This window comes from Mesorhizobium sp. C277A, assembly GCF_040324395.1.
Lineage (GTDB): Bacteria > Pseudomonadota > Alphaproteobacteria > Rhizobiales > Rhizobiaceae > Mesorhizobium.
This window is the reverse complement of sequence record NZ_JAMYVW010000002.1, coordinates 256,663-283,100: the sequence shown is the minus strand read 5'-3', so window position 1 is coordinate 283,100 and position 26,438 is coordinate 256,663. Positions and strand designations below refer to the sequence as shown.

Below are 26,438 nucleotides of genomic sequence, written 5' to 3'. Positions count from 1 at the left end.
ATGCTCAAGATCGAAAACGTGCACAAAGCGTTCGGCGAGGTCACTGTGCTGGACGGCGTCGACCTGACGATCGCGCCCGGCGAAGTGGTCTCGATCCTCGGGTCGTCAGGGTCCGGCAAGTCGACATTGATCCGTTGCATCAACGGCCTCGAAAAGCTGAAGTCGGGCCGCATCACGGTCGACGATTTCGATGTCAGCAAGCCGAAGGAGCTGGCCGAGGCGCGCAAGCGCTCAGGCACCGTTTTCCAGCTGTTCAACCTCTATCCGCATATGAGCGCGCTTCAGAACATTACGCTCGCCCCGATCGAGGTGCTGAAGATGCCGCGCCCTGAGGCCGAGGCGCTGGCGCGCAAGCTGCTCGAGTCCGTCGGCCTTGCCGATCGGGCCAACGCCTACCCGGCGCAGTTGTCGGGCGGGCAGCGCCAGCGTGTCGGCATCTGCCGGGCGCTCGCCATGCAGCCGCGCTATCTGCTGCTCGATGAAGTGACCAGTGCGCTCGACCCGGAAATGACGGCCGAGGTGCTGGCCATCCTGGCTAATCTCGCCGCGCAAGGCACGACCATGCTGTTCGTCACCCACGAGATCGAATTCGCGCGCGAGATTTCCAACCGCATCGTCTTCCTCGACAAGGGCAGGCTGGTGGTCGATCTGCCGACGGATCGTTTCTTCGCCGCGGACGGCGGCCGGGCGCAGCCGCGGGTTGCGCAGTTTCTCTCCAGGATGCGCAAGGACTAGGAATGCTGCTGTTAGCCAACAACGAAGCATGGCCGGGATTCGAGACCTCGGTGCAAATGCTGCGCGATGGCGCCGTCAGCCTGGACGCGATGGTTGCCGGCATCGGCATGGTGGAGAAAGAGGTCAAGGTTCGCAGCGTCGGCTATGGCGGCTGGCCGAACATGCTGGGCGAGATGGAGTTCGACGCCGGCGTCATGGATGGCAATACAAGAGAGGTCGGTTCAGTCGGCGCTGTGCCAAGGACCTTGGCGGTCGCTGCCCTGGCCCAGCAGGTGATGAAGCGCCTGCCGCATGTGATGCTGACCGGCGAAGGGGCGCGGCGCTTTGCCAGCGAAATCGGTTTTGCCGAAGACGAAGTCTTGTTCGAGGACAGCAAGCGCGTCTGGTGGGAGCGGCTGCAACAGGAACTCACACCGCAACAGCTGGCGAAATTCCCCGATATCGATCTGGCGCCGCTCAGCCGTACTATCACCGATCCCGAGCGGGTCCGCGACACCACCGTCTTCCTGTCGGCGGATGCGCGGCGCGGCGTCCATGCCGCGAGTTCGACCTCGGGCTGGGCGTGGAAATATCCGGGCCGGCTCGGCGATTCTCCCATTCCCGGCGCAGGCTTTTACGCCGACAGCCGCTATGGCGCGGCGGCGTGCACCCATACCGGCGAGATGACGATGCGCTGCGCCACCGCACGGACCGTCGTGCTGGCCATGAAGCTTGGCCGATCCCTGTCGGATGCGGTCGCGCTGGCGGTCGAGGAACTGGCTGAACTCGACACCGGCTTCCTGGCCGGAGTGGTCATCCACGCCGTCGACGCCGAGCAGAACCACGAGGTGGTGAATTTCAGATGCGAGGGCGAGGTCCGCTACTGGCTCTGGAAGGATTCCATGCCCGCACCCGAATTGCGGGCAGCAAAACGCGTCACTAGAAAATAAGGAGAGGAACCATGAAAACCGTAGTGCGTGCCTTCGCCGCGCTGGCCATCGTGGCCGGTTCGGCATTTCCAGCCCTTGCCGGCATGATTGACGACATCCGCTCACGCGGCACCATTCGCATCGGCGTATCGCTCGGCGGCGAGCCGATCGGCTTTCGGGATGCACAAAACAACCCTGTCGGCTACGATGTCGATGTCGCGACGCTGCTGGCGCAAAAGCTCGGCGTGCCGGTCGAGTTCGTCGACGTCTCGGGCGATGCGCGTATTTCCATGCTGGTGTCGGGACAGATCGATGTCGCGGTCGCAAACACCTCGGCAACGCTCGAGCGGGCCAAGACCGTCAACTTCACCATCCCCTACAACCGGGCCGGGCTGCGCGTCATCGTCCAGAAGGATGCCGGGATAACCGACCTCAAGGGGCTCGCCGGCAAGAAGGTTGTCGTCGGCCGCGGCACCACGGGCGAAACCTTCCTCAAGGCAGCCGTGCCGGACGCAGAGCTCGTTTATGTCGACCAGTTCGCGCCCGACGGGGTTCTGCAGCTGCAACAGAAGCGCGTCGATGCGGCGATCGAGGATTCCTCACTGCTCGATTACCTCGCAACCAAGACACCGAGCCTGGTGACGCTGCCTGGCCTCTATTCCAACGATCCGATCGGCATCGCGGTCGCCAAGGGCGATCCCGAATTCGTCCGCTGGCTCGACATGTTCGTGTCCGACTTCATCCAGTCGGGCACCTACGAGGCGACCTACAAGAAGTGGTGGGGGCCGGGCTCCAACCCGCCGGCGCTCAACCCGCTGTGGTGACACCCACTACCGGCAACCGATCGGCGCACACTCGAGGCGCCGTCGCAACGATCGCCGATGTCGCGCGGCTGGCAGGCGTGTCGCGTGCCGCGGCGAGCCGTGCGCTGTCGAGCGGACCGCGACCGGTCTCGGCGGACAAACGCGAACGTGTCGTGCAGGCCGCCGCGCAGCTCGGCTACAAACCCAATCTCCTGGCGCAAAGCCTGACCACCAAGACCGTCAATCTGGTTGCCGTCGTGGTCAACCACATTCACGACCTTTCAGATCTCGACCTGTTCGACCGTCTGCTCGACGCAATCCAGTCGATCGGCAAGCAGGTCATCCTCATCCGCATCGGCTCGGCGGAAGGGGTCGAGGATTTTCTGCGCAACGGCGTTGCCTATCATGTCGATGCCGCCGTGGTGTTCTCCGACTTTGCCGATGCAGCGACGGTGCGGCGCATGTTTCGCTCGGACCTGGTCATCATGCTGAACGGACTGCATGACGATCTGTCACCCACCGTCATTCCCGATGAAGGCGTCGGCATCGCCGAGGCCGTGGCGGATGCGGCGGCCAAGCGCGCGCGCACGGCCAGCCTGCTGACCGGCCGTTCGTCCTCGCGGGTCGAACAGCTGCGCATCGGCCACTACCTCGAAGCGTTCCGGCATCATGGAATTGAACTGCTGCAGACGGTCCAGGGAGACTATTCCTACGAGTCGGGCTATGCGGCAGCCGCCGGCCTGACGGGACGCGGCTGTCCCGAGGCGGTCTTTTGTACGTCCGACGCGATGGCCATGGGTGTTCTGGATGTCTGCCGGGCGGATTTCCCCGACAACCGGCCCAGCCGCTTCCGCCTCTATGGCTTCGACAATGTGTCCCTGACCAATTTCGACGCCTACCCGATATCGTCAATCGGCTACGACAAATCAGACTATGTGGGTCATATCGTCGGCGCCCTCTCCAATCCGCAGGTCTTCATGCCCGGCCAGCCGCCTGTCGTTATATTGACCCGGCTGATTTCGCGCTTGACCGCGTAACTAGCGCCGATGTTGGACTGCTTGTCCGGCGTCGATCTCCCAGAGCTCGAACGGAGATCGCGCCGGACAATGTACCGGCGCCTACTGCAATTTCGCCTGCAGCGCGTTGACGTCGTCGGTTGTCATTTCACCGTCGGTCGTCACCTTGCCGTCGACGATCTTCCACAGCCGGAACGGACCGGTGATGTCGCCATATTTGTCGAAGCTGACCGGACCGATGACGCCTTCATAGCGGATCGGCCTGCCGTCCTTGATCAGGCCGAGCGCCTTGGCGAACTCGTCCTTGCCGGCATAGATCGGTGTGCCGGCAGGATCGACCGCCTTGTACATGGCATCCTTGATCTTGGCTGGATCCTCGGAGCCGGCAATGGCAATGGCGAGACCGACAATGGCGCCGGCATCATAGGAACGGTCGGCTGCCGGGTTCGACGGTTCGATGCCCGAAAACTCCTTGTAGTTTTTCAGGAAATAGTCGGTGGATGCCGTCGGGCTGGTGCCGGAAGAGGTACCATAGGCATCCTTCAGATAATCGGCGCCGACGGATTCGATGAAGTCCGGGCTGTTCATGCCGTCATTGAGCAGGAATTTCTGCACGCCGCCCTGCGATATCCAGGTGCGGGCGACCGTTGCGCCGTCGACCGGCGTGCTGACGAGGTAGAGTCCGTCCGGCTCGCCTCCCATCGCCGCCGTCACTTCCGAAGCATAGCTCGACTGCTTTTCATTATAGGGCGTGTCGGAGACGATGGTGCCGCCGAGCGCTTTGTAGGCACGCGAGAATTCGGCCACCATGTTGACGCCGAAGTCGTTGTTGACATGGATGATCGACAGTTTCTTGAAGCCCTTGTCGATGGCGTATTTGGCGGCGGCCACGCCTTGCAGCGCATCCGACGTGATGGTGCGGAAGAAGATGCCGTTGGTCTTGCCGTCGCGGCCAAGGGCGGTCAGCGTCGGCGAGGACGAAGCCGGCGACACCTGCACGATCTTGGCCGGCCCGGTGACCGAGGTCAAAATCGGGATCGACACCGAGGAGATGATGCCGCCGATGATCACCGGCACCTTCTTGACCTGTACCAGCTGGGTCGCGGCATCGACCGCGATATTGCCCTGGCTCTGGCTGTCGCGCGTGTCGGTTGCGAGATCGCAGCCGCGTACGCCACCGGCTTCATTGATGTCGCGGAAGGCCATTTCGACGGACTTCGCGCCGGCCTGGCCGTATTCGCCGGCCGGACCGGTGAGCTCCATGACCAGGCCGACGGTGATCTTGCAGTCCGCTGCGTGTGCGGCGCCGGCCATCGTCACGAGAGCCAGTGCTGTGGTGATTTGAAGTATCGTCTTCTTCATTGCCGTTCCCCTTTTCTTGTTTGAACTTTTGCCTGTTCAGCCTTCCGGCGCCTGCAGCCAGGTCTCATGCAGATGCCGCCATTCGACGCCGTTTGGTGCCGATGAACTGGTGGTGAAGACCGCACTGGACTGCCGGCGACTGTGTTTGCCGGCGCGCAGTTGCGCCTCGATGTAGAAGATGACGATCGTGTCCGCGTCCTGCCAACCCGGCCTGATGTCCTCGATCGATATGGCAAAACCGTCGTCGCAAGTGGCGCGGCTTGTCCGGACATGATCTACGACCGCGTCGCGATCGAGGATCTGGCCATTCGGCGCCACCATGGTGAGGCCTTCGCCCATGACAGCCTCGAAGCGGCCGAACTCCACAGCGTCGGCTCGCGCGGCGACAAACCAGTCGACGAAGAAGCGATGCAGGTCGATGATTTCAGCGCTGGCACGCGAAAAAAGGGAAGGCTCTCCGCTCATTTCTTCCCCGCATTGAGGTTGTAATGCATGATCGAGCCGTGGCGGCCATGACGGTCGCGCTCCAGCGCGTAGACATCGCCCGCGAGGCCGGTGCCTTGTGCGATGGCGGCAGCAATCCGCGCGCGATCGTCGGCGTCGAGCGCGACGTCCATGATTTTCGTATTGGCCAGCGCATGTGCCTGGTTGCGCGCACCCACAATGACGGCCGCGACCTGCGGCTGCTCGAGCACCCATGCCGAGGCGATGGTGGCAATGTCGACGCCGTGGCGATCGCCGACCGCTTTCAGCGCCTTGAGCAGGGACTGGAACAGCTCCCAGCCGCCGAAGTCGTCGATGATCAGCTTGTATTTGACCAGCGAGCGGTTTTCGAGCGGCGTGGAGGGCTCGGCCACGCCAAGCCATTTGTCGCTGAGGAAGCCGCCCGCCACCGAGCCGTAGCAGAGGAAGCGGACACCGTTCTTAGCGGCAAGGTCCGCAAGGCTGTTTGCCGGCCGCTGGTCGAGCACTGAATATTGCAGTTGCTGGCTGACCAGCGGGATGCCCGCGGAGAGGATTTCGGCTAGCCTCGGCGTATCGAAATTGGTGGTGCCGAGATTGCGCACCTTGCCTTCCAGCCGAAGCTCGTCGAGCCAACCCATCGCCTCGACGTAACGAGGCTGGTCATAATCCCACCAGTGAAACTGCACAAGATCGATCCGCTCCGTCTTCAGCCTGCGAAGCGACTGATTGACGATGCCCCTGATGTAGTCGCGGCTGATGCTTGCCAGTCGTTCGAGGTCCGGCACCAGCTTGGTGTGCACCTTCATCCTGGCCGCAACATCGAGACCGCGCTCGCCGGCCAGCCGCAGGCGCGCGGCGCCGATCAGTTCCTCGACGCCGGTGTAGATGTCGGCGCAATCATAGGTCCAGATGCCGGCATCGAAGGTGGCGATGAGGTCGGTCACGGCCTGCCTGCGGTCGATAGCGCCATGGCCGCCGGCCAGCTGCCAGCCGCCGCGGATGACGCGCGAGATCGTATAGCCGGGGCTGAGTTCGACGGTCCTGGCGCTCATCTTTTGTCGGTCTCCTTCGGCAGCGGCACAGCCGTGGTTTGGGCATGGCTGAACCGCCGCTTGGCCAGCCTGACGATCCGCAGCCGGCTGGCGCAATTGGGATCGGGACAGGCGATCTCGGCATCCGAGGTCATCCAGTCATTTGCATGCGTCGGGCGCTGCTTTGCCGCCAGGAGCGGCAACACGGCGGAGATCGAGTAAATCGAAAAACCCTGCCCCGCCGGCAGCGACAGCATTTCGCCCTTGAGTTCGAAATAGTCGCCGGCCCTGGCGCCGCAATAGACCGGCTTGCCCTCGGGGATGACCGCTTCGACGCGCAGATCGAAGAGTTCGAAACTGTCGTCGGCCATTCAGGCCTCCACCAGGCTGAAGGTGATGTCACAGGCGCCGTTGCGGCGGATGACGCCGCAGGCGGCGGCAAACTGATCGCGCTCTCCGGCAAGCACTTGCGCGACCACGCTGCCGGCCAGCCAGCCGATCGGGAACAGCAGCCGCGCCCCCTGCCCGTAGTACAGGCCGATATCGAAGATGGCATTGGGATTGCCGCCCCACACGCGTGGCGGCACATAGGACAGCACGATATCGCCGGGCTGCGGCGTCAGCGTTGCATTCTCCGGTGGCAAAGACTGGGCATAGGCCTGGCCGTGGAGATCGGCTGACGGAACCGGGCACGAGATTTCCGGTCCTGTCCACATCGCATGGATGCCTGGGATGATGCGTGGCTGCGCCAGATAAGCCAGCAGGAAGGCGGCATTCTCCGGCGCCTTTTCGGGCAATAGCAGCGCCGTCACGGAAAGCTTCGAGCGTGGTTCTGTGATGCCGATGGCGGGCTTGGGCATGTCAGTCCTTCGCCGATTGAAGTTTGTCGCGCAGGAAGGCGAAGGGGCGGCTGATGTCGGCTACCAGCGCCTCGCGCGCCGCTAGCGCATCCTGTTTGGCAAGTGCCGCGACAATGCCGCGGTGATAGTGCGCGGTATCGACCTCGCCGGCCTCGGAGAAGGCATAGATGGCGACGCGGATGCAGGGTCCCGATTGAAGCCAGAGGCTTTCGATCATCGGGATCAGCACAGCCGAGCCGCAGCAGCGGTAGATCTCAAAATGGAAGCTCTGGTTGAGCGTCGCTTCGCGGTCGATATCCTTCTTGTGCTTCAGGGCCCGCATCTCGTCCCACTCGCCCAGCATGGCTTCGATCGAAGCGATCTGGCGCGGGCTCATACGCGTGGCGGCAAGCGCGATCGCTTCGCCTTCGATGAGTGAGCGGGCGCGCAGGAGGTCGTCGATGCGCTCCAGCGTGATCGGCGGCACGCGCACCGAGCGGTTGGGCAGCGCCTCCAGCGCCTTTTCCGTGATCAGCCGTCCAAGCGCTTCGCGTACCGGCATGGTCGAGGTGACCAGCGCATCGGCGAGACCGCGGATAGTCAGCACCTGGTTTGGCTCGAAAAGGCCACCGATCAGAGCACGGCGCAACTCGGAATAGACGCGATCCTGCACCGTCTCGCGGCCGACCGGCGTAAGCTGGGCTGCGATCGTCCCGTTGTTCTTGTCGATGGCAGCCTTCTGCATTACCGGCATTTGCCCCATTTTCGGCTTGCGAATGAAATTAAAGCCGAATAGCGTGATCAAGGCAAGTGTGATCACAAATCAAAAATCAGGAGGCGACAACGATCGTCTTCGGCCAGAGGGTTTGATGAGCGATGCAGCGGAGCGCCAACGGCAGGAGACCCGTGCGCCAGTTCTGACGGCACGAAACGTCGTCAGGCGTTTTGGCGGCCTTGTCGCCGTCAACGATGTCTCGTTTGATGTCAAAGCGGGCGAAATCCTCGGCCTGATCGGGCCGAATGGCGCCGGCAAGACGACGATGTTCGATCTGTTGGCGGGCAGCATATTGCCAACCAGCGGCGATATCCTGCTCAATGGCACGCGCGTCTCCGGCGAAGCCGCTCATCTGCGTATCGGCCGTGGTCTTGGCCGCACCTTCCAGATCCCGCGCCCCCTGCCCAATCTGACGCTGATCGAAAACATCATGCTGGCGGCGCAGGGCCAAGCCGGCGAAAAATTGCTCGCCAACTTCGTCACGCCGTGGCGAGTGGCGGCACAGGAAAGAGCAGCCAGGGCAAAGGCACTCGAGCTGCTGGAGCTCGTCTCGCTCGCTCGGCTGGCGCACGAACCGGCGCGCGTGCTTTCCGGGGGCCAACGCAAGCTGCTCGAACTCGCCCGCGTCATGATGGCCGATCCGGCGATCATCCTGCTCGACGAGCCGGCGGCCGGCGTCAACGCAACGCTGCTCGAGATCATCATCGACCGCATCCGCGACATCAACGCGCGCGGCATCACCTTTCTGCTGATCGAGCACAATATCGACATGGTGACGCGGCTCTGCCACCGCGTGCTGGTCATGGCGAGCGGCCAGTTGCTCAGCGAAGGCACTGCGGAAGAGGTCGCCCGCGACCCGCGCGTCATCGAGGCCTATCTCGGAGGTGCGGCATGAGCGAAACTGTCCTCAACGTCCGCAATCTCGAGGCCGGCTATGAGCCCGGCGTGCCGATTGTGCGCGGCGCCTCGATCACCGTCGGCAAGGGCGAGATCGTCGTCGTGCTCGGCCCCAACGGCGCCGGCAAGTCGAGCTTCATCAAGGCGATCGCCGGCCTTGTCCCGATCACCGGCGGCGCGGTGTTCCTGGACGGCAAGGACATAACCGCCGCGCCGGCCCACACCATGGTCCGGCTCGGCCTGGCCTTCGTACCGCAGACGGAGAACATCTTTCCGCTGATGTCGGTCGAGGACAATCTGAAAGTCGCCTGCGGCATCCTCGAGCGACGCGAAATCCCTGCCCGCATCGAGGAAATGTATGCGGCCTTCCCCGACCTCGTCCGCCAGCGCCGCACCGCCGCCGGCAATCTGTCGGGCGGACAACGGCAGATGCTTGCCGTCGCACGTGCGCTGATCGTCCATCCCAAGGTGCTGGTGCTCGACGAGCCGTCGGCCGGCCTCTCGCCGAAATTCGTATCGATGGTGTTCGAGATGCTGGCCGGCATCCGCAGGTCCGGCGTCACCATCCTGCTGGTCGAACAGAACGCCAAGGCAGCGCTGGCCATCGGCGACCGCGCCTATGTGCTGGTCGAAGGCAAGGACCGGCACGAGGGTGTGGCGTCCGAATTGTGGAACGATCCTGTCGTCGCCGAACTCTATCTCGGCCAACGCCCTCACGCCGGCAAGGGAGGCGCGGCATGAGCCTGCAATTTGTCGTCGATGGGTTGCTGACCGGTTCGATGATCGGCCTCGGCGCCATTGGCGTGACGCTCACCTATTCGATCCTGCGCTTCTCGAACTTCTCCCATGGCGACTTCATGGCCTGGGGCACCTATGCGACGCTCGCCGTCGTCAGCACCATCGGCGCGATGTTCGGCAAGGTGGAGCCCATTGGACCGCTGTCCTTCGGCTGGTCGCTGCTGGTTGCGCTGGTTGTCGGCATGACTTTCACCGCCCTGCTGGCGCTGTTGCTCGACAAGGTGCTGTTTTCGCGGCTGCGCTCGCAGGGGCAAGCCATCATCGTGGTGATGGCGAGCTTCGGCGCCTCGATGGCGCTGCGCAGCCTGCTCGAATTCACCTTCAGCTCACGCCCGACCTATTTCAGCCGGGCGATCCAGATCGCCATGCCGGTCGGCTTCGGCATCCGCATCACGCCCGATCAGATCGCGCTGCTGCTGCTGACCGCAGTGCTGGTGCTCGGCGTGCATCTGTTGATGACACGCACGCAGACCGGCCGCTCCATGCAGGCGCTGAGCCAAAATGCGGCCCTGGCCCGCATCGTCGGCATCGATGTTGCCTCCGTGGTGCGCGTCACCTGGATCATCGGCGGGGCGCTGGCCTGTGTGGCCGGCGTGATGATCGGCATTCTGGTGCAGATCCGCCCGTTCATGGGCTTCGACATGCTGCTACCGATGTTCGCCGCCGCCATCCTGGGCGGCATCGGCAGCATACCGGGCGCCGTGCTCGGCGGCCTGATCATTGGCCTTGCCGAAGCCGGTGCGGTGCAGCTGATCGGCGCCGAATGGCGCGCCGCAATCTCCTTCATCATCCTGATGGCGGTGCTGTTCGTTCGGCCGATCGGCCTGTTTGGTGTGAGGGAACGCTGATGGACCTGCTCGGCTACGGCGCCTTCTTCCTGACCACCGCACTGATCTTTTCGCTGGTCACACTGGGGCTCAATCTGCAGTGGGGGCTGACTGGCCTTTTCAATGTCGGCCTTGCCGGATTCGTCGCCATCGGCGCCTATACATCGGCGCTGCTGACGACCCCGGACGATGCCGCGCGCTTCGGCGGCTTCGGTCTGCCGATCCTGGTCGGCTGGGCGGGCGCCATGGTCGTCGGCGGTATCGCCGCAGCACTTACCGGCATGGCCACGCTGCGTCTGCGATCCGACTACCTGGCGATCACCACCTTCGGCGTCGCCGTCGTCGTGCAGCTGGTCGCGCTCAACGCGCAGAAAACAACCGGCGGCCCGTTCGGCATCGGTTTCATCCCGCGCCCGTTCGGCGGCCTTGCCGAAACGCCGCTGCTGTTCAACCTGTCGAACCTCGCCGTCGTTTCGGCTGTGACGCTGATCGCCTATCTCGCTCTGGAGCACCTGTCGCGCAGCCCCTGGGGCCGCGTGCTCAAGGCGCTGCGCGAGGACGAGCGAGCGGCGATTTCGCTGGGCAAGAGCGCGCGCTTCTACCGCGTCCAGGCCTTCGCCGTCGGCGGCGCTATCATGGCGCTGGCCGGCGCTTTGCAGGCGCATTTCACCGGCTTCATCGCGCCCGATAACTATCTGCCGATCCTGACCTTCCAGGTCTGGGTGATGCTGATCGTCGGCGGCTCGGGCAGCAATGCCGGCGCCGTTGCCGGCAGCATCCTGGTCTGGGCGATATGGGCGGGGTCGGGCACGCTGACCAGCGTGCTGTTTGCGCCCGAGCAGCAAGCACGCGCGGCCTCACTGCAGATCATCGCCATCGGCGTCATGCTCTGCGTCATCCTGCTGATCCGGCCTAACGGATTGTTCGGCGACCGGCCGCGCCGACCGAAGCCCGGCACACAGACAAAGGCGGCGGCCAACGAGAACGAGGCCGGATCATGAATGCCATGATCCGGCAGCAAGCGTATGGCGTTTCGCTCTGGCATGCCGTCAGCCGCAACCGCCGCGACCGGGGCGCGCTGCAAGGCGGACTCGACGTCGATCTCGCGATTGTGGGCGGCGGCTTTTCCGGCCTGTCGACGGCATTGCATGCCTCTGAGAAAGGGCTTTCGGTCGCGGTCCTCGAAGCCGAATTCATCGCTTGGGGTGCGACCGGCCGGAATGCCGGCTTCGTCGTTCCGAACTTCGCCAAGCGGGATCCAGACGACATCATCACCGAACTCGGACCCGAGCGCGGCGGGCGCCTGGTTGACTTCGCCGCCGGCAGCGCTGATCTCGTCTTCGGCCTGATCAAGAGGCACGGCATCGAATGCGACGCTGTGCAGAATGGTTGGATCCAGCCGGCGCATTCGTCCGCCGCGCTGGAAAAGACGCGATCGCGCGCCGAGCAATGGGCGGCGCGGGGCAGGCCGACCGTTGCGCTCGATGCCATGGCGGTCACGACGCTCACCGGTATCGGCGGCTACGCCGGCGGTTGGATGGATAACTCAGGCGGTGTCCTCAATCCGGTCGAGTACGCACGCGGCCTGGCAGATGCCGCGGAAAAGGCAGGAGCGCGCATCTTCGAGCAGACGCGTGTCACTTCCATCGACCGCACTCCGGATGGCTGGGCCTTGAAGACGGCGTCCGGCACTGTGCGAGCGGGCAAGGTCTTGGTCGCCACCAACGCCTATGGTGGAGAGCTGAACCCGACCTTGGCGCGGACCTATATCCCGCTGAAAATCTTCCAGATCGCCACCGCGCCGCTGCCGCGCGCCATACGCGCGCGCCTGCTGCCGGGCGGCCAGGGCGTCGGCGACACCAGGCGCAATCTCTTTACCTGCCGCTTCGATGGCCAGAACCGGCTGATCAGCGGCGGCATGCATGTCGTCGGCGCCGGCGCCGAGACGCGCTTGCCGCAAACGATTTGGCGACGGCTCGCCAGGCATCTCGATTTGCCTGACCTGCCGCCGCTTGCCTACAGCTGGACAGGCGTGGCGGCGGTGGTGCCGGATTTCCTGCCGCGTCTCATCGACCTCGGCCCGGGCCTGATCGCCGGCTTCGCCTGCAACGGCCGCGGCATCGCCATGACCACGGCAATGGGCAAAGTTCTGGCGGACTGGGCGAGCGGAACGGACGCCCGATATCTGCCGCTCCCCTTCGCGCCGCCAGCGCCGATCCCGCTGCACAGCCTCGTGCGCTATGCACCGAATATGCTGCTTCCCTGGAGCATCCTGCGCGACCGGCTGGATTAGACAGCCAAGCCAGGTGATCCCCCTGCCGGCGCGCTCATAGCGGCCCGAAAAGGACCGCCACCACCTTCCGCAATCGATGGCCTTGGTGGCCCAAGAGGGTATCTTCAGATCCCCTCCCCATCCAGCCGCATCTACTCCGCAGCCTGAACCCGATTGGCCTGGATGACCGCCCGGATCTCGGACCGGCAGGAGCCGCAATTGGTGCCGGCCTTCAGGGCGCCGCCTATGGCTTCGACTGTCGCGCACCCGGCTGCCACTGCCGCCGCGATCTGGTTGACCCCGACGCTGAAACAGGAGCAGACGGTCGCGCCCGAATCGGGCCGATCGGCGCCGGCGCGACCGGCGACGATCCTGAAGCGTTCGCGCTGGCTGGTGTGAACCTCCTGGAGTTGCTGTGCCGCCCAACCCCGCGAAACCGCCACCGGTCCCGACGCGATAAACAAAGCCCCGGCGAGGTGCTGGTCGTCGAAGGCAGCAATACGATGCTGGCCGGTATCGCGGTCGTGATAAGCGAGCGTATCGGCTACGGGAACATCGAAAAGCGAACCAGCAAAACCAGCCCAGTCGATGTCGTCGTCAGCAAAGGCAAGCTCCACCCGCCAGCCGCCCTTGCATTTGGCCACGGCCCAGTAATCTGCTGCGACCGCCACCGGCTTGCGGCGCACCACGGCGAAGCCGAAGGCTCTCGCGGCGAACTTCTCGATGCGGGCGCCGACATGTTTCAGCGCAGGCTGACCGGAAACCGGATCGGTCAGAGGCGCGGTCAGCGTGTCGAGCCGGCCTTTTGCCGAAAACTGGTCAGTCCAGTGCATCGGCGCAAACACGCTCCCCTGGCGCTGGCGTGCCGTCACCAGCGCGCGCACCAGCACATCGCCGCGCGGGCTGGAGACGCGCACGATGTCGGCGTCGCCAATGCCGTGATGCGTGGCATCCGCCGGGTGGATCTCGACGAAGGGCTCGGCCATGTGCTGGGAGAGACGTGGGCTTTTGCCGGTGCGGGTCATTGTGTGCCAATGGTCGCGAACGCGGCCGGTGTTGAGGATCAGCGGATAGTCCGGGCTGGTGCGTGTCTCGACGATGGGACGAATGGCGATGAAGCGGGCCTTGCGGTCGGGATTGTAGAAATTGCCGTTGGCGAAGAAGCGGGTGTTGGAAGGGTCAAGTCCCGCTTGAACACCCCCCTCTGTCCTGCCGGACATCTCCCCCGCAAGGGGGGAGATTGGCAGCTTTGACGCCGGCATATCTTCTGCATCGTTGGTAATTGGCGAAGGCCGAGGCGACGGCTGATCTCCCCCCTTGCGGGGGAGATGGCCGGCAGGCCAGAGGGGGATGGCTGGGCTCGGCGCCGGCCATTGGAAAGGCTCAAGCGCTGCATAGGCCTCCTTATCAACACCAGCATAACCACCAATATCGAAATCCCGTGCGCCGTCATTCTCGAACCCCGACAGCGCGGCGTGTTCGGCGAAGATTTCCGCTGGCGACGAATAGGAAAACGCCTCGTCAAACCCCATCCGCTTGCCCACCTCGGCGACGATCAACCAATCCGGCCGCGCCTCACCAGGCACCGCAAGAAAGCTGCGCTGGCGCGAGATGCGGCGCTCTGAATTGGTCACGGTGCCGTCCTTCTCGCCCCATGCGGCGGCGGGCAGCCGCACATGAGCGTGGCGCACGGTGTCCGTGCTCGCCAGCACGTCCGACACCACGACGAACGGGCAAGCCTTGATCGCTGCCTCGACGGCATCGGCATCCGGCATCGAATCGACCGGGTTGGTGGCCATGATCCACAGCGCCTTGATGCGCCCGTCGGCCACCGCCTGAAACATCTCGACCGCCTTCAGACCGGGCTTTTGAGCGACGGCCGCCGCATTCCAGAAACGCTGCACGCGGTCGCGGTGCTCGGGGTTTTCGATCTCCATATGGGCGGCCAGCATATTGGCCATGCCGCCGACCTCGCGGCCGCCCATGGCGTTGGGCTGGCCAGTCACTGAAAACGGTCCTGCCCCAGGTTTGCCGATGCGGCCGGTGGCGAGATGGCAGTTGATGATGGCGTTGACCTTGTCGGTGCCCGAAGACGACTGGTTGACGCCTTGGCTGTAGACGGTGACGGTCTTCGCTGTGGCGGCAAACAGGCTGTAGAAGCGGGCAAGCTCCTCTTCGCTCAAGCCGGTGGCGGCGGCAGCGCCGGCAAGATCGAGTTTCGAGGCGGCGAAGAGCGCTTGCCCGAAGCCAGTCGTGTGGGCGGTGATGTAGGCGCGGTCGAGCGCGTTGTGCTGGCCAAGCCAGGCGAGCAGACCAGTGAACAAAGCAACGTCGCCATCCGGCGCGATCGCCAGGTGCATATCGGCGATATCAGCAGTCATGGTGCGGCGTGGGTCGACCAGCACGACCTTCATCTCCGGTCGTTTTTCCCGGGCCGTCGCGATGCGCTGGAAGAGCACGGGATGGCACCAGGCGAGATTGGAGCCGACCAGCACGATCAGGTCGGCGAGCTCGAGATCCTCGTAGGTGCCGGGCACGGTGTCGGAGCCGAAGGCGCGGCGGTGGCCGGCAACCGATGAGGCCATGCATAGCCGCGAATTGGTGTCGATGTTGGCCGAGCCGATGAAGCCCTTCATCAGCTTGTTGGCGACATAGTAGTCTTCGGTCAGCAACTGGCCGGAGACATAGAAGGCGACGGAGTCCGGACCGTGCTCGGCGATGGTTTGCGAAAAGGTCGAAGCGACGAGATCGAGCGCCTCGTCCCAGCCGGCACGGCGACCGTGGATTTCGGGGTAGAGCAGCCTGCCGTCGAGGTCGATGGTTTCGCCCAGGGCCGAGCCCTTGGAGCAGAGCCGGCCGAAATTCGCTGGATGGTCGGGGTCGCCGCGGACGCTGACTTCACCGTCCGCGGCGACTTTCGCCAGCACGCCGCAACCCACCCCGCAATAGGGGCAGGTGGTCCTCACCTCGCGCGCTTCGCCCAGTTCCATGCTTCAGGCCGCGCGGCTGGCCAGCGCTTTCAGCGCAATGAACAGGTGCTCGCCCTCGGTCCGCACAGGAATGGTGCGTACGGCGCCCTCGTCGGCGCCGAGCGCCTTGCCCGTCTCCAGCGAGATGACCCAATTGTGCAAGGGACAGGTGACGGCGGTGCCGTGGACGATGCCTTGGCTCAGCGGCCCACCTCTGTGCGGGCAATGATCGTCGATGGCGTAGACCTGATCGTCCTGCGTGCGGAAGACGGCGATCTTACCCTCGGGTGTGTCGACGCAGCGCGCGCCACGCCGCGGGATGTCGGAGAGTGAGCCGATCGATATCCAGTCCATTTTGATCACTCCGCCGCCTGCGCAAACCCGACAGAAGCCATTGGCCGGAACTCGTGCTTGTCCTTGCCGGAGACGCGTTCCGACCACGGGTCGACCTGGGCGAATTTCTGGCTGAAGACGAAGCGCTCGTAATAGGCCTTGCGCTTGGCGCCGTCGTCCATGATCTGGCGCTTGATCTCGGGGATGCCGATGCGCTTGGCCCATTTGTAGATGCGCTCGAGATAGCGGCCCTGCTCGCGATACATCTGCGTCAGCGCCACGACATGCTCCAGCGCCTCGTCTTCGGTCTTGACCAGGCCAAGCACTTCGGTGCCCTTGATGTCGAGGCCGGCGGCGCCGGCGAAATGGATCTCGTAGCCACTGTCGACACAGATCACGCCGACATCCTTGCAGGTCGCCTCGGCGCAGTTGCGCGGACAGCCCGACACCGCCATTTTGACCTTGGCCGGGGTCCACGAGCCCCACATGAATTTCTCGATGCGAATGCCGAGGCCGGTCGAATCCTGCGTGCCGAAGCGGCACCAGTCGGAGCCGACACAGGTCTTCACCGTGCGCAGGCCCTTGGCGTAAGCATGGCCTGAGACGAAGCCGGCCTGGCCGAGATCGGCCCACACCGCCGGCAGATCCTCCTTGCGGATGCCCAGCATGTCGATGCGCTGGCCGCCGGTGACCTTGACCATCGGTATCTCGAACTTATCGACGACGTCGGCGATGGCGCGCAGTTCGGCGGCGTTGGTGACGCCGCCCCACATGCGCGGCACCACCGAATAGGTGCCGTCCTTCTGGATGTTGGCGTGGACGCGTTCGTTGATGAAGCGCGACTGATAGTCGTCGGCGTAATCGTTCGGCCAGTCGCAGACGAGGTAGTAGTTGAGCGCCGGCCGACATTTTGCGCAGCCGCAGGAGGTCGTCCATTCCAGCTCCTGCATGACGGCGGGAATGGTCTTCAGGCTCTTGGCGATGATCAGCCGGCGCACCTCGTCATGGCCGAGCGTGGTGCAGCCGCACATCGGTTGCACGGCGGCCGGGTTGTATTTGTCGCCGATGGTCAGCACCATCAGCTTCTCGACCAGCCCGGTGCACGAACCGCAGGAAGCCGATGCCTTGGTGTGGGCGCGCACGTCGTCGAGCGAAGCCAGGCCCTTGGCCGTGATCGCGCCGGTGATCTTTCCCTTGCAAACGCCGTTGCAGCCGCAGATTTCCGCATCATCCGGCAAGGCTGCAACGGCCGCCATAGGGTCCAGCGGGGCACCCCCCTGGTAGGACTGGCCGAAGATGAGCGTGTCGCGCATCTCCGATATGTCGGTCTGCTTCTTCTTGAGATCGTTGAACCAGGCCCCGTCCGCCGTCTCGCCATAAAGCACGGTGCCGATGATGCGGTCGTCCTTGAGCACAAGGCGCTTGTAGACGCCGGCGGCGGCATCGCGCAGCACGATCTCCTGGCGGTCCTCGCCTTCGGCGAAGTCGCCAAGCGAGAACAGGTCGATGCCGGTGACCTTGAGCTTGGTCGGCGTGTCCATGTGGACGAAGGCCGCTGCCTCGTTGCCGGCCAACTGGTTCGCGGCAACGCGCGCCATCTCGTAGAGCGGCGCGACCAGCCCGTAGACCTGGCCGTTGACCTCGGCGCATTCGCCGAGCGCGTAGACGTCGGGGTCGTTGCTGCGCATGCCGGCATCGACGACAATACCACGATTGACGGCTATGCCGGCCTCCTTGGCCAGCGCCGCATTCGGCCGGATGCCGACCGCCATCACCACCAGCGTTGCCGGGATGATGGTGCCGTCGGCAAGCTCCACCTGCCCGACCTTGCCGTTGCCGGTGATCGCCTGGGTGTTGGCCTTGGTGATGACCTTGATGCCGCGCTGTTCCACCGCGCGCTGCAGGAGATAGCCGGCGGCTGGATCGAGCTGACGCTCCATCAATGTCGGCATGACATGCAGCACGGTGACGTCCATGCCTTGGGCGTTCAAACCTGCTGCCGCCTCCAGCCCGAGCAGGCCGCCGCCGATGACCACGGCCTTGGCGCGCGACTGGGCGGCAAGCATCATGGCCTGAACATCGTCGAGGTCGCGATAGGTCAGCACGCCCGGCAGATCGTGACCGGGCACCGGAATGATGAAAGGCACTGATCCGGTGGCGATGACGAGCTTGTCGTAAGGCTCGGTGACGCCGTGGTCGGAGGTGACGGTCTTGGCCGCCCGGTCGATGGCGACGATCTTGTGACCCTTGTAGAGGGTGATGTTGTTGGCGATGTACCAGCCGTCGCCGTGGATGATGATTTCCTCATAGGCCTTTTCGCCGGAGAGAACCGGCGACAGCATGATGCGGTCGTAGTTCACCCGCGGCTCGGCGTTGAAGATGGTCACGGTGTAGCGGCCCGGCGCCTGTTCGAGCAGATGCTCCAGCATGCGCCCAGGGGCCATGCCGTTGCCGATGATGACGAGCTTTTCGGTCATGGCGTTACTCCGCGGCTTCGACGAAGCGATGACGTTCATAGAGGAACTTCAGCACCGCTTCGCGGCAGCGCAAAAAGGTGCGGTCGGAAGAGAGTTCGACGCGGCGACGCGGCCGTGCCAGCGGCACCGCAAGCACCTCGCCGATGGTCGCCGCCGGACCGTTGGTCATCATGACGATGCGATCGGACAACAATACCGCCTCGTCGACATCGTGGGTGATCATGATCGTCGTCGAGCCGAGCCTGGAATGGATGTCCATGACCGCGTCCTGAAGATGGGCGCGCGTCAGCGCGTCGAGTGCACCGAACGGCTCGTCGAGCAACAGGATCTTCGGCTCCATGGCAAGCGCCCGGGCAATGCCGACGCGCTGCTTCATGCCGCCCGATATTTCGGCCGGCCGCTTGTCCTTGGCATGGGCCATCTGCACGAGATCAAGATTGCGCATGATCCAGTCATGCCGTTCGGTCCTGCTCTTGGAACGACCAAAGACTTTCGACACCGCCAGGCTGATGTTTTCGTAGACGGTGAGCCATGGCAGCAGGCTGTGGTTCTGGAACACCACGGCGCGCTCGGGTCCGGGGCTGTCGACCTCCTTGTTTTCAAGCAGCACGGCGCCGGCGGAAACCTTGGTCAGCCCGGCGATCAGATTGAGCAAGGTCGACTTGCCACAGCCGGAATGGCCGATGATGGAGACGAATTCGCCCTTGTCGATGGTCAGCCTGATGTCCTTGAGCACCTCGCTGACCTGACCGCCGCGGGCAAAGGATTTGTCGATATGGTCGAGCTTCAGATAGGCCGTCATCGCCCTCTCCTCACTTTGCCGTTGTGCCGCGGGTGACGAAAGCGCCGACCGCAGCGACCAGGCGGTCGAGGCAGAAACCGGTGACGCCGATATAGGCGAGCGCGACGATGATGTCGGGCAGCCGCGACGAGTTCCAGGCGTCCCAGATGAAGAAGCCGATGCCGACGCCGCCGGTCAGCATTTCGGCGGCGACGATGGCGAGCCAGGACAGGCCGATGCCGATTCTGAGGCCGGTGAAGATGTAGGGTGCGGCGGCCGGAACCATGATCTTGACGAAGAATTCGAACTGGTTGAGCCGCAAGATGCGTGAGACGTTGCGGTAGTCTTCCGGAATGTTTCGCACGCCGACGGCGGTGTTGATGATGATCGGCCAGATCGAGGTGATGAAGATAACGAACAGCGCCGACGGGCTGGAATCGCGGAAAGCAGCCAGCGACAGCGGCAACCAGGCCAGCGGCGGCACGGTGCGCAGTATCTGGAACACCGGATCGAGGCCACGCATGGCCCAGATCGACTGGCCGACCAGGGCGCCGAGCGCGACGCCGACGATCGCCGCCAGGCCGAAGCCGATGGCGACGCGCTGCAGAGAGATCAGCACCCGCCACGCAAGGCCGATATCCTGCGGGCCGTTGTTGAAGAACGGATGCGCGATCAGGTCATAGGCCTCGTTCCACACCTGGCTGGGCGGCGGCAGGCTGGCGGTCGGCGACGAGCAGGCGATCTGCCACACGACCAGCATGAAGGCGATAACGATGACCGGCGGCACCAGGGCGGTGGCCAGCCTGCCGGCGATCGCGATCGGGTCGAAGCGGCGCCGCGCTTTGGCGGTGAAAGCGATGACCGCGGCAGGCTTCGCGGGGAACGCCTTCACCGTGGTTTCCTCAATGGCTTGGATGGACATGTCTGAGTATAACTCCGGGGTCGATGCGGGCGACAAGCGGCGAAGCGCCGTTGCGCTGGGGGCGACAAACGGCGCAACGCGCCGTTTGCGCCGGTCAAGCCGATGCCTTGATCTTCAGGCTGTCGAGATAGGCCGACGGGTTGGCCGGGTCGAAAATCTTGCCGTCGAAGAATGTCTCGACGCCACGCGACGACGAGGCCGGAATATCGGCTGCGGCAACGCCGAGATCCTTCGCCGCCTCGCGCCAGATATCCTCGCGATTGACCTGATCGACCAGCGTCTTGATGTCGGTGGTCGGCGCGAATTTTCCCCAACGGATGTTTTCGGCGAGGAACCAGCTGTCGTGGCTCTTGTAGGGATAGGAGACGCCACCCTTCCAGAATTTCATGTAGAGGTCAGTGCCGGTGGCCACGCGGCCATTGCCGTAGTTGATGTCGCCCTTGAGGCGGCCGATAATGTCGGCGACAGGCACGTTCATCCATTGCCGCTTGCCGATGATGGCGGCCATCTCGTCCTTGTTCTCCGTGGCCTCACACCATTGCTGGGCCTCCATGACGGCCATCACGATCGCCTTGGTGGCGTTCGGGTATTTGTCGATGAATTCGGCGCGGAGGCCGAGCGCCTTTTCGGGATGACCCTTCCACAGTTCGCCGGTGGTGGCGGCGGTGAAACCAACGCCCTGGTGGACGAGCTGTTCGTTCCACGGTTCGCCAACGCAGAACACGTCCATGTTGCCGACTTTCATGTTGGCGACCATCTGCGGCGGCGGCACGACAATGGTCGAGACGTCCTTGTCGGGATCGATGCCGCCGGCGGCAAGCCAGTAACGGAGCCACAAATCATGGGTCCCGCCCGGGAACGTCATGGCGGCCTTGATTTCCTTGCCGGCCGCCTTCTTGGCGGCGAAGGCGTGCTTCAGCTTGGAGGCGTCGAGCCCGACACCGGTGCCAGCGTATTCCTGCGCAACCGAAATGCCCTGGCAGTCGTAGTTGAGCCGCGCCACGATAGCCATCGGCATCGGCTGGTTGTTCTGCGTCACCTTGCCGGTGTGCATGAGATAGGGCAGCGGCGTCAGGATGTGAGCGCCGTCGATGCCGTTGGCTTCGCCGCCGAGCATCAGATTGTCGCGCGTCGCGCCCCAGGAGGCCTGCTTGAGCACCTCGACGTCGGGCATGCCGAACTTGGCGAACAGCCCCTTCTCCTTGGCGATCATCAGCGGCGCCGCGTCGGTCAGCGCGATGAAGCCGAGCTTGGCGCCGGTGGCCTCCGGAGCGGTCGTGGCGGCATAGGCGCCCGAGGGGAAGAGCTTGCGGGCCGCCACGAACAGGCCGGCCGTCATGGCGCTGCTGACAAGAAAATCGCGGCGCGTCACATCCTTGAGCGATGTTCCCGTCCCGATCCATTTCCCTATTTTTTCTTTCATCGTGATCTCCGGTTGAACGCTTCGTCGAGTGGCCCAAAACAAAAAAGCCGCCGTCCAGGCCTCGCGCGTCCGTACATCCGGGATCGCGTCGTTGACCTGAGCGGCAGCTTTGCCTGTGGCGCCCGCCATTGGACGCCTGTTCCGTGACCCGCGAAGGGCCTGGCTAATTCAAAGCAGGAACCGTGCCAGTTCTGAGTGAAACGAAAAACCTAAATGAAATCAACATTACGGGCCAGACGCCGGCACGCGAGGCGACATCGCAAGCAGGTCAAAGATTGTTCATTACAGCAATCGCACGCACATTTTTTGTGCAATGCACAAGAATGGCGCGAGAATGATCAGGCTTCCGCGCGAGCGGCTTTCTGGCGCGCTATATAGCCGTCGATCTCGTCGGGGTCGAAGGTCTGACCGTCGAAGAAGCCGTCTGGCCCAAGCACCAAGCCTGCCCCGGTCGCACCGACAGCCGTGGCGACCTTAAGCGCGCCCTCGACCTTCGCATTGGCGCCGGGAAGTGCAACGCCAAGCGGCTTTAGCGCCGAGCGGTAGAGGTCGGGACGGTAGCAGTCACGGGCGATAGCAAGGTTTTCCGGCGTGTGCTCGACATGCCCCCAGCGCACCATCTGCGTATAGAACCACAGCGCATGGCTCTTCCACGGAAAGTTCGCCGCCTTGTCGAAGGGCAGGAAGAAGTCGTCGACATCCAGTTCGGCGCCGCCGCCCAGTTCAAGATGGCCGGTCAGGATCGGCATCTGGACAGCTGGTGGCAGGCCGAGGAAGCCAGCTTGAGCCATCACACCAGCCAGTTCGGCGTGGTTGCCCCGATCCTGGCACCAGCGCGCCGAATGATGAAGCGCGCGCAGCAATGCTGCCAGCGCGACCGGGTTCTCCTGCGACCAGGCCTTGCGCACGCCGATCACCTTCTCCGGACTGTTGCGCCACAGCAGCGCCTTGACGGTGACGATATGGCCGGTGCCGGCAGCGACCGAGGCGCTGTTCCAGGGCTCGCCGACGCAGTAGCCGTCGATCCGCCCAGCGGCCAGCGCATCGGCCATGAAGGGCGGCGGCACGATGACGATCTCGATCTCGCGCTCCGGATCGATGCCGCATCCGGCAAGCCAGTAGCGCAGTTCGTAATTATGCCCCGAATGCGGGTGCACCACGGCAAAGCGCAGCGGATCGCCGCCAGCCCCGGCGCGCTCGCGAATGAAGGCACGAAGGGCTGCGCCCGCGCGCGCGGGCTCGAGATCGGGTATGGCGACGTGTGCCGCCATGCCTTCCCATACGGCGTTGGAGATGGTGACGCAATTGCCGCCAAGCCCGAGCGAAAACGGCACGATGGTCTCGGAAGCAAGCGGCGTCAGCCCGAGATTGCAGGCGAGCGGCATCGGCCCCAGCATGTGCGCCAGGTGGAAATGGCCGATGGCGATGCGGTCGCGGATGTTGGCCCAGGAGGTCTCGCGGTGCAGTGTGAGATCGATGCCCTCGCGCGCGGCAAATCCAAGCTCACCCGCCGCAACCAGCACGGCACTGTCGAAGAGCGGCATGAAGCCGGCGGTGATCTGGTGCTCGGCGCTCATGCTCATTCGTCCTCCGACGGCCCGAGCAGCCCGGCGGCAGTCACCAGGCTCTGGGCAATGTCGCCGATCTTGCGGTTCTGGTTCATCGCCGTCTTGCGCAGCAGCGTGTAGGCCGCCTCTTCGGTCAGGCCGCGCGACTTCATCAGGATGCCCTTGGCACGGTCGATCACCTTGCGGCTCTCAAGCTCGCCTCGAACCTCTTCCAGCTCGCGCGCCATGCGCGAGAAAGCGTTGAAGCGGCTGACCGCCATGTCCAGGATCGGCTTGACGCGCTCTTGCCTGAGGCCGTCGACGACATAGGCCGAAACGCCGGCATCGACCGCCGCTTCGATCGATGCCTGGTCCGATCGGTCGACGAACATGGCGATCGGCCGCTTCACCGCACGCGACAGCTGGAACATGTTTTCCAGCATGTCGCGGTTCGGGTTTTCCAGGTCGATGACGATGACGTCCGGCTCGATCTCGGCGATCCGCCGCGCAATGCCGGTCACGTCGTGGATGACGGTGACCCGCTCATGGCCGGCCTCGCGCAAACCTGCCTCAATGATCGCGGCGCGGATACGGTTTTCGTCGATGACCAGGACGGCGAGTGAGCTGCGGACCATGCGTGCATTGTGGGCAAGGTCGCAAAATTGTGCAATGCGGCATGGTCACAGGCTCCCGCCGCGGAGCAACCGACGACCGACAATGACCCGGTCTAGGTGGTCGGGACAAGGAACGCAGCGCAACGCTGGCGCTGGTGATGACAGCCTTGCCGGTCGCCTGGTGCCCTACCCAACGGTCTAGGTGCGATGAGACTTGCACCGCAACATCGGCTTGTTAAAGGTGGGGGCAACGACGGACATAGCTGTCCTTGCTCGCCGATCTGACCGGAAGGTTACCGCACGATGCTGCTCATGAAACGACGATTGGGGGCCAGGGAGCCGGCGCGCCCGGCACGGCGTCCCGGGAACCTGACGGCGATGTTCGTCCTGATAGCCGGGCCACTCGTCCTTGGCATCGCCCTCCTGTTGGCTGGTCCGGCACAGGCCCAGGCACCGGCCGCCGTCACGCCCGACAAGGTCAAACAGCTGTTCGAGCTTCTCGACGATCCGTCGGTGAAGGCCTGGGTGGCCGAGCAACGAAATCAGGGCGCAGGATCGACGGAAGCGCCTGCCGAGACTAGCGCTCCGCCGGCCGACGCCGTGGCCGCACCGGGCCAGATGAATACTATGGCATCCTCGACGCTCGATCGGATCAAGCATCACATCGAAAAGATCGTGCGAACCTTGCCTTCGCTGCCGGACCAGTTCGCGCGCGTCCGGGCCAATACCATGGGCGATATGTCCAGCAAGGGCCCCGTCAGCATATTGGTGCTGATTGCGATCTTTATCGCTGCCGGCCTGGCGCTCACCTGGGCAATATACAAGCTCACCCGTCCATTTCGTCTTTGGATCATCGCGCAACCCAGAGATACGCCCATCGGGCGGGCCAAGAAGATCGGCGGCCGCACGCTTTATTCCAGCATGATGATCGGCTCGTTCGCGCTGGGCAGCGCCGGTGCGTTCATGCTGTTCGACTGGCCAGCGCTCATCCGCGAGATTGTGCTGACATTTCTGATGGCTGCGGTCTTTACGTGGGCTGTGCGCCTATACGTGATGGCCACGCTCGTCCCTTCTTTCATGGAGGTCGAGCACGCCATCGAGGTTCGTGCCCTGCCGATCACCAACGGAGCTGCTGACCATTGGGCTTATTGGCTGCCCCGGATCGTCGGCGTTTTCGCCTTCTTCGCCGCCGCGTTTGTCCTCTTGCCGGGTCTCGGCATAGACCAGGACGGAATGATGGTCCTGTCGGTGGGCGCCGATTTCATCCTGCTGTTGCTCTTCCTGCTGGCCATTTGGCGTCGGCCAAGAACGCAGCGAGACGGCGCGCGCCACAGCGGTCACACGGCAGTGACATGGTTGTTGACGGCTTACTTCGTCGTTCTGTTCCTCGAACGCATTGCCGGCCTCTACACATTCTTCTGGTTTACCTTCACCGCATTCTTCCTGCCTTTGGCAATTGTGCTGACAGAGCGCGGGGTTAATTTCGTTCTGCGGCCCGGTTCGGAAGATGCCGGCCGGCCGACGATCCCGGCGGTGACGATCGCTGTCATCGATCGCGGTATCCGGATGATTTTCATCCTCGCGGCGGCTTACCTTCTCGCACGCGTACTGGGCCTGGACATGCAATCCATGCGCGGCAGCGATACGACCACCATGCTCATATTGCGCGGCTTGATCAACGTCGTGGTCATTGCCCTTGCTGCCGATTTCGGCTGGTCGATCATCAAAGCCTTGATCGAACGAAAGCTGGGCGTCGCGATACCGCAAGCGGTGGTGAGCGAAGAAGACATCCTCACCCTCGATCCGCATCAGGCGCGGCTGCACACGCTGTTGCCGATCATCCAGAACATTCTGCTAGCAGTGATCATCGTGATGGCGGTGCTGATGATGCTCGCTTCGATCGGCATCCAGATCGGCCCGCTGATCGCCGGCGCCGGCGTCGTCGGCGTCGCCGTGGGTTTTGGCGCGCAAACCATCGTCAAGGACGTGATCTCTGGCGTGTTTTATCTGCTCGACGATGCTTTCCGTGTCGGCGAATACATTTCATCGGGCAGCTACAGGGGTACGGTGGAGAGCTTTTCGCTGCGCTCGGTGAAGCTGCGCCACCATCGTGGTCCGCTGTTCACGATACCTTTCGGCGAACTCGGCGCCGTGCAGAACCAGAGCCGTGACTGGGTCACCGACAAATTCAACATCACCGTTGGCTATGACACCGATATCGACTTTGCTCGCAAACTGATCAAGCGAATTGGCCTGGAACTGGCGGAAGATCCGGAGTTCAAACACTGGGTGATCGAACCGATCAAGATGCAGGGGGTGCAGGAGTTCGGCGAGTACGGCATCGTCTTGAGGGTCAAGGTCACGACCAGACCTGGAGGCGCCTTCAGCATGAAAGGCAGGTTCTTTTTGCGCCTCCGCCAGGCCTTCAAGGAGCAGGGCATCGAGCTCCCATTCCCGACCGTCCACGTCCAGGGGCTGCAAGACCCGCATGGGACAGAGAATGCGCGTTTGGAGGTCACACCTGAATTACGAATGGCCGTCGCCCAGTCGCACACCAATCGGCGCAGAAAAAAAGCCGGCACAACGGAGTAGGACGCTGTGATACCCGCCGGTCGCAACACGGCTTTCCGCGCAAAGCCTGGAC

The 26,438-nt window shown here is 63.9% G+C and carries 24 protein-coding genes; 10 read left to right on the top strand and 14 right to left on the bottom strand.

The genetic code is table 11. From position 1 onward, the window contains the following. From NKK52_RS01415 to NKK52_RS01400, 4 genes are read left to right on the top strand one after another with little or no spacing between them, the layout of a single operon-like run. Positions 1-735: an amino acid ABC transporter ATP-binding protein gene (locus NKK52_RS01415; RefSeq protein ID WP_023682682.1), complete on the top strand. Its 735-nt coding sequence runs from the start codon at positions 1-3 to the stop codon at positions 733-735. A gap of 2 nt (positions 736-737) precedes the next feature. After that, positions 738-1,664 carry an isoaspartyl peptidase/L-asparaginase gene (locus tag NKK52_RS01410; RefSeq protein ID WP_023667864.1) on the top strand — a complete coding sequence of 309 codons (927 nt, stop codon included), beginning with the start codon at positions 738-740 and terminating at the stop codon, positions 1,662-1,664. Positions 1,665-1,675: 11 nt separating this feature from the next. Beyond that, positions 1,676-2,467 carry a transporter substrate-binding domain-containing protein gene (locus NKK52_RS01405; protein WP_023682683.1) on the top strand — a complete coding sequence of 264 codons (792 nt, stop codon included), beginning with the start codon at positions 1,676-1,678 and terminating at the stop codon, positions 2,465-2,467. Beyond that, positions 2,461-3,483: a LacI family DNA-binding transcriptional regulator gene (locus NKK52_RS01400; RefSeq protein ID WP_023682684.1), complete on the top strand. Its 1,023-nt coding sequence runs from the start codon at positions 2,461-2,463 to the stop codon at positions 3,481-3,483. Before NKK52_RS01405 ends, NKK52_RS01400 begins: the two co-directional genes overlap by 7 nt. Before the next feature lie 81 nt (positions 3,484-3,564). Here NKK52_RS01400 and NKK52_RS01395 read toward each other — a convergent pair whose 3' ends face one another. The 6 genes from NKK52_RS01395 to NKK52_RS01370 are packed head-to-tail and all read right to left on the bottom strand — an operon-like array spanning position 3,565 to position 7,904. Beyond that, a complete protein-coding gene (locus tag NKK52_RS01395; protein ID WP_023667861.1) occupies positions 3,565-4,824 on the bottom strand; it encodes an ABC transporter substrate-binding protein in 1,260 nt (419 codons plus the stop codon). A gap of 36 nt (positions 4,825-4,860) precedes the next feature. After that, a complete protein-coding gene (locus NKK52_RS01390; protein ID WP_023667860.1) occupies positions 4,861-5,289 on the bottom strand; it encodes a hypothetical protein in 429 nt (142 codons plus the stop codon). Further along, positions 5,286-6,341, bottom strand: coding sequence for an aldo/keto reductase (locus tag NKK52_RS01385; protein ID WP_023682685.1), 1,056 nt, complete (start codon positions 6,339-6,341; stop codon positions 5,286-5,288). The genes NKK52_RS01390 and NKK52_RS01385 overlap by 4 nt, the downstream gene beginning before the upstream one ends. Beyond that, the gene (locus NKK52_RS01380) at positions 6,338-6,691 is read right to left on the bottom strand and encodes a TIGR04076 family protein (protein ID WP_023682686.1); all 354 of its coding nucleotides are present in this window, start codon (positions 6,689-6,691) and stop codon (positions 6,338-6,340) included. Before NKK52_RS01380 ends, NKK52_RS01385 begins: the two co-directional genes overlap by 4 nt. Then, a complete protein-coding gene (locus tag NKK52_RS01375; RefSeq protein ID WP_023667857.1) occupies positions 6,692-7,180 on the bottom strand; it encodes a DUF3830 family protein in 489 nt (162 codons plus the stop codon). Position 7,181: 1 nt separating this feature from the next. Beyond that, a complete protein-coding gene (locus NKK52_RS01370; RefSeq protein ID WP_023682687.1) occupies positions 7,182-7,904 on the bottom strand; it encodes a GntR family transcriptional regulator in 723 nt (240 codons plus the stop codon). A gap of 124 nt (positions 7,905-8,028) precedes the next feature. On the opposite strand from NKK52_RS01370, the gene NKK52_RS01365 reads away from it, so the two are divergent. From NKK52_RS01365 to NKK52_RS01345, 5 genes are read left to right on the top strand one after another with little or no spacing between them, the layout of a single operon-like run. After that, positions 8,029-8,829 carry an ABC transporter ATP-binding protein gene (locus NKK52_RS01365; RefSeq protein ID WP_023682688.1) on the top strand — a complete coding sequence of 267 codons (801 nt, stop codon included), beginning with the start codon at positions 8,029-8,031 and terminating at the stop codon, positions 8,827-8,829. Continuing rightward, a complete protein-coding gene (locus tag NKK52_RS01360; RefSeq protein ID WP_023682689.1) occupies positions 8,826-9,572 on the top strand; it encodes a branched-chain amino acid ABC transporter ATP-binding protein in 747 nt (248 codons plus the stop codon). The genes NKK52_RS01365 and NKK52_RS01360 overlap by 4 nt, the downstream gene beginning before the upstream one ends. Beyond that, on the top strand, positions 9,569-10,477 hold the full coding sequence (locus NKK52_RS01355; RefSeq protein WP_023682690.1) for a branched-chain amino acid ABC transporter permease: 909 nt from the start codon (positions 9,569-9,571) through the stop codon (positions 10,475-10,477). Before NKK52_RS01360 ends, NKK52_RS01355 begins: the two co-directional genes overlap by 4 nt. Beyond that, complete coding sequence (locus NKK52_RS01350; protein ID WP_023682691.1) at positions 10,474-11,457, top strand: branched-chain amino acid ABC transporter permease; 984 nt, start codon at positions 10,474-10,476, stop codon at positions 11,455-11,457. The genes NKK52_RS01355 and NKK52_RS01350 overlap by 4 nt, the downstream gene beginning before the upstream one ends. Further along, positions 11,454-12,749: an NAD(P)/FAD-dependent oxidoreductase gene (locus tag NKK52_RS01345; protein ID WP_023682692.1), complete on the top strand. Its 1,296-nt coding sequence runs from the start codon at positions 11,454-11,456 to the stop codon at positions 12,747-12,749. The genes NKK52_RS01350 and NKK52_RS01345 overlap by 4 nt, the downstream gene beginning before the upstream one ends. Positions 12,750-12,880: 131 nt before the next feature. Here NKK52_RS01345 and NKK52_RS01340 read toward each other — a convergent pair whose 3' ends face one another. From NKK52_RS01340 to NKK52_RS01305, 8 genes are all read right to left on the bottom strand, one after another. Then, positions 12,881-15,718, bottom strand: coding sequence for a nitrate reductase (locus NKK52_RS01340; RefSeq protein WP_023682693.1), 2,838 nt, complete (start codon positions 15,716-15,718; stop codon positions 12,881-12,883). A 3-nt stretch (positions 15,719-15,721) separates the two neighbouring features. Further along, a complete protein-coding gene (gene nirD / locus NKK52_RS01335) occupies positions 15,722-16,051 on the bottom strand; it encodes a nitrite reductase small subunit NirD (RefSeq protein ID WP_023682694.1) in 330 nt (109 codons plus the stop codon). 5 nt (positions 16,052-16,056) lie between these two features. Further along, positions 16,057-18,507, bottom strand: a complete 2,451-nt coding sequence (gene nirB, locus NKK52_RS01330; protein ID WP_023682695.1) for a nitrite reductase large subunit NirB — start codon at positions 18,505-18,507, stop codon at positions 16,057-16,059. A 4-nt stretch (positions 18,508-18,511) separates the two neighbouring features. Then, positions 18,512-19,309, bottom strand: a complete 798-nt coding sequence (locus NKK52_RS01325) for an ABC transporter ATP-binding protein (protein WP_023682696.1) — start codon at positions 19,307-19,309, stop codon at positions 18,512-18,514. 10 nt (positions 19,310-19,319) lie between these two features. Continuing rightward, entirely contained in the window at positions 19,320-20,210 is an 891-nt protein-coding gene (gene ntrB / locus NKK52_RS01320; protein ID WP_023682697.1) for a nitrate ABC transporter permease, read from the bottom strand. A 94-nt stretch (positions 20,211-20,304) separates the two neighbouring features. Next, positions 20,305-21,633 (bottom strand): CmpA/NrtA family ABC transporter substrate-binding protein, encoded by a 1,329-nt coding sequence (locus NKK52_RS01315; protein ID WP_031203859.1) that lies wholly within the window; start codon positions 21,631-21,633, stop codon positions 20,305-20,307. Between the two features lie 338 nt (positions 21,634-21,971). Further along, the gene (locus tag NKK52_RS01310) at positions 21,972-23,210 is read right to left on the bottom strand and encodes a CmpA/NrtA family ABC transporter substrate-binding protein (protein WP_031203861.1); all 1,239 of its coding nucleotides are present in this window, start codon (positions 23,208-23,210) and stop codon (positions 21,972-21,974) included. 2 nt (positions 23,211-23,212) lie between these two features. Further along, entirely contained in the window at positions 23,213-23,815 is a 603-nt protein-coding gene (locus NKK52_RS01305; RefSeq protein WP_023667842.1) for an ANTAR domain-containing response regulator, read from the bottom strand. A 282-nt stretch (positions 23,816-24,097) separates the two neighbouring features. On the opposite strand from NKK52_RS01305, the gene NKK52_RS01300 reads away from it, so the two are divergent. Next, a complete protein-coding gene (locus NKK52_RS01300) occupies positions 24,098-26,386 on the top strand; it encodes a mechanosensitive ion channel family protein (RefSeq protein WP_245263070.1) in 2,289 nt (762 codons plus the stop codon). Positions 26,387-26,438: the final 52 nt, after the last annotated feature.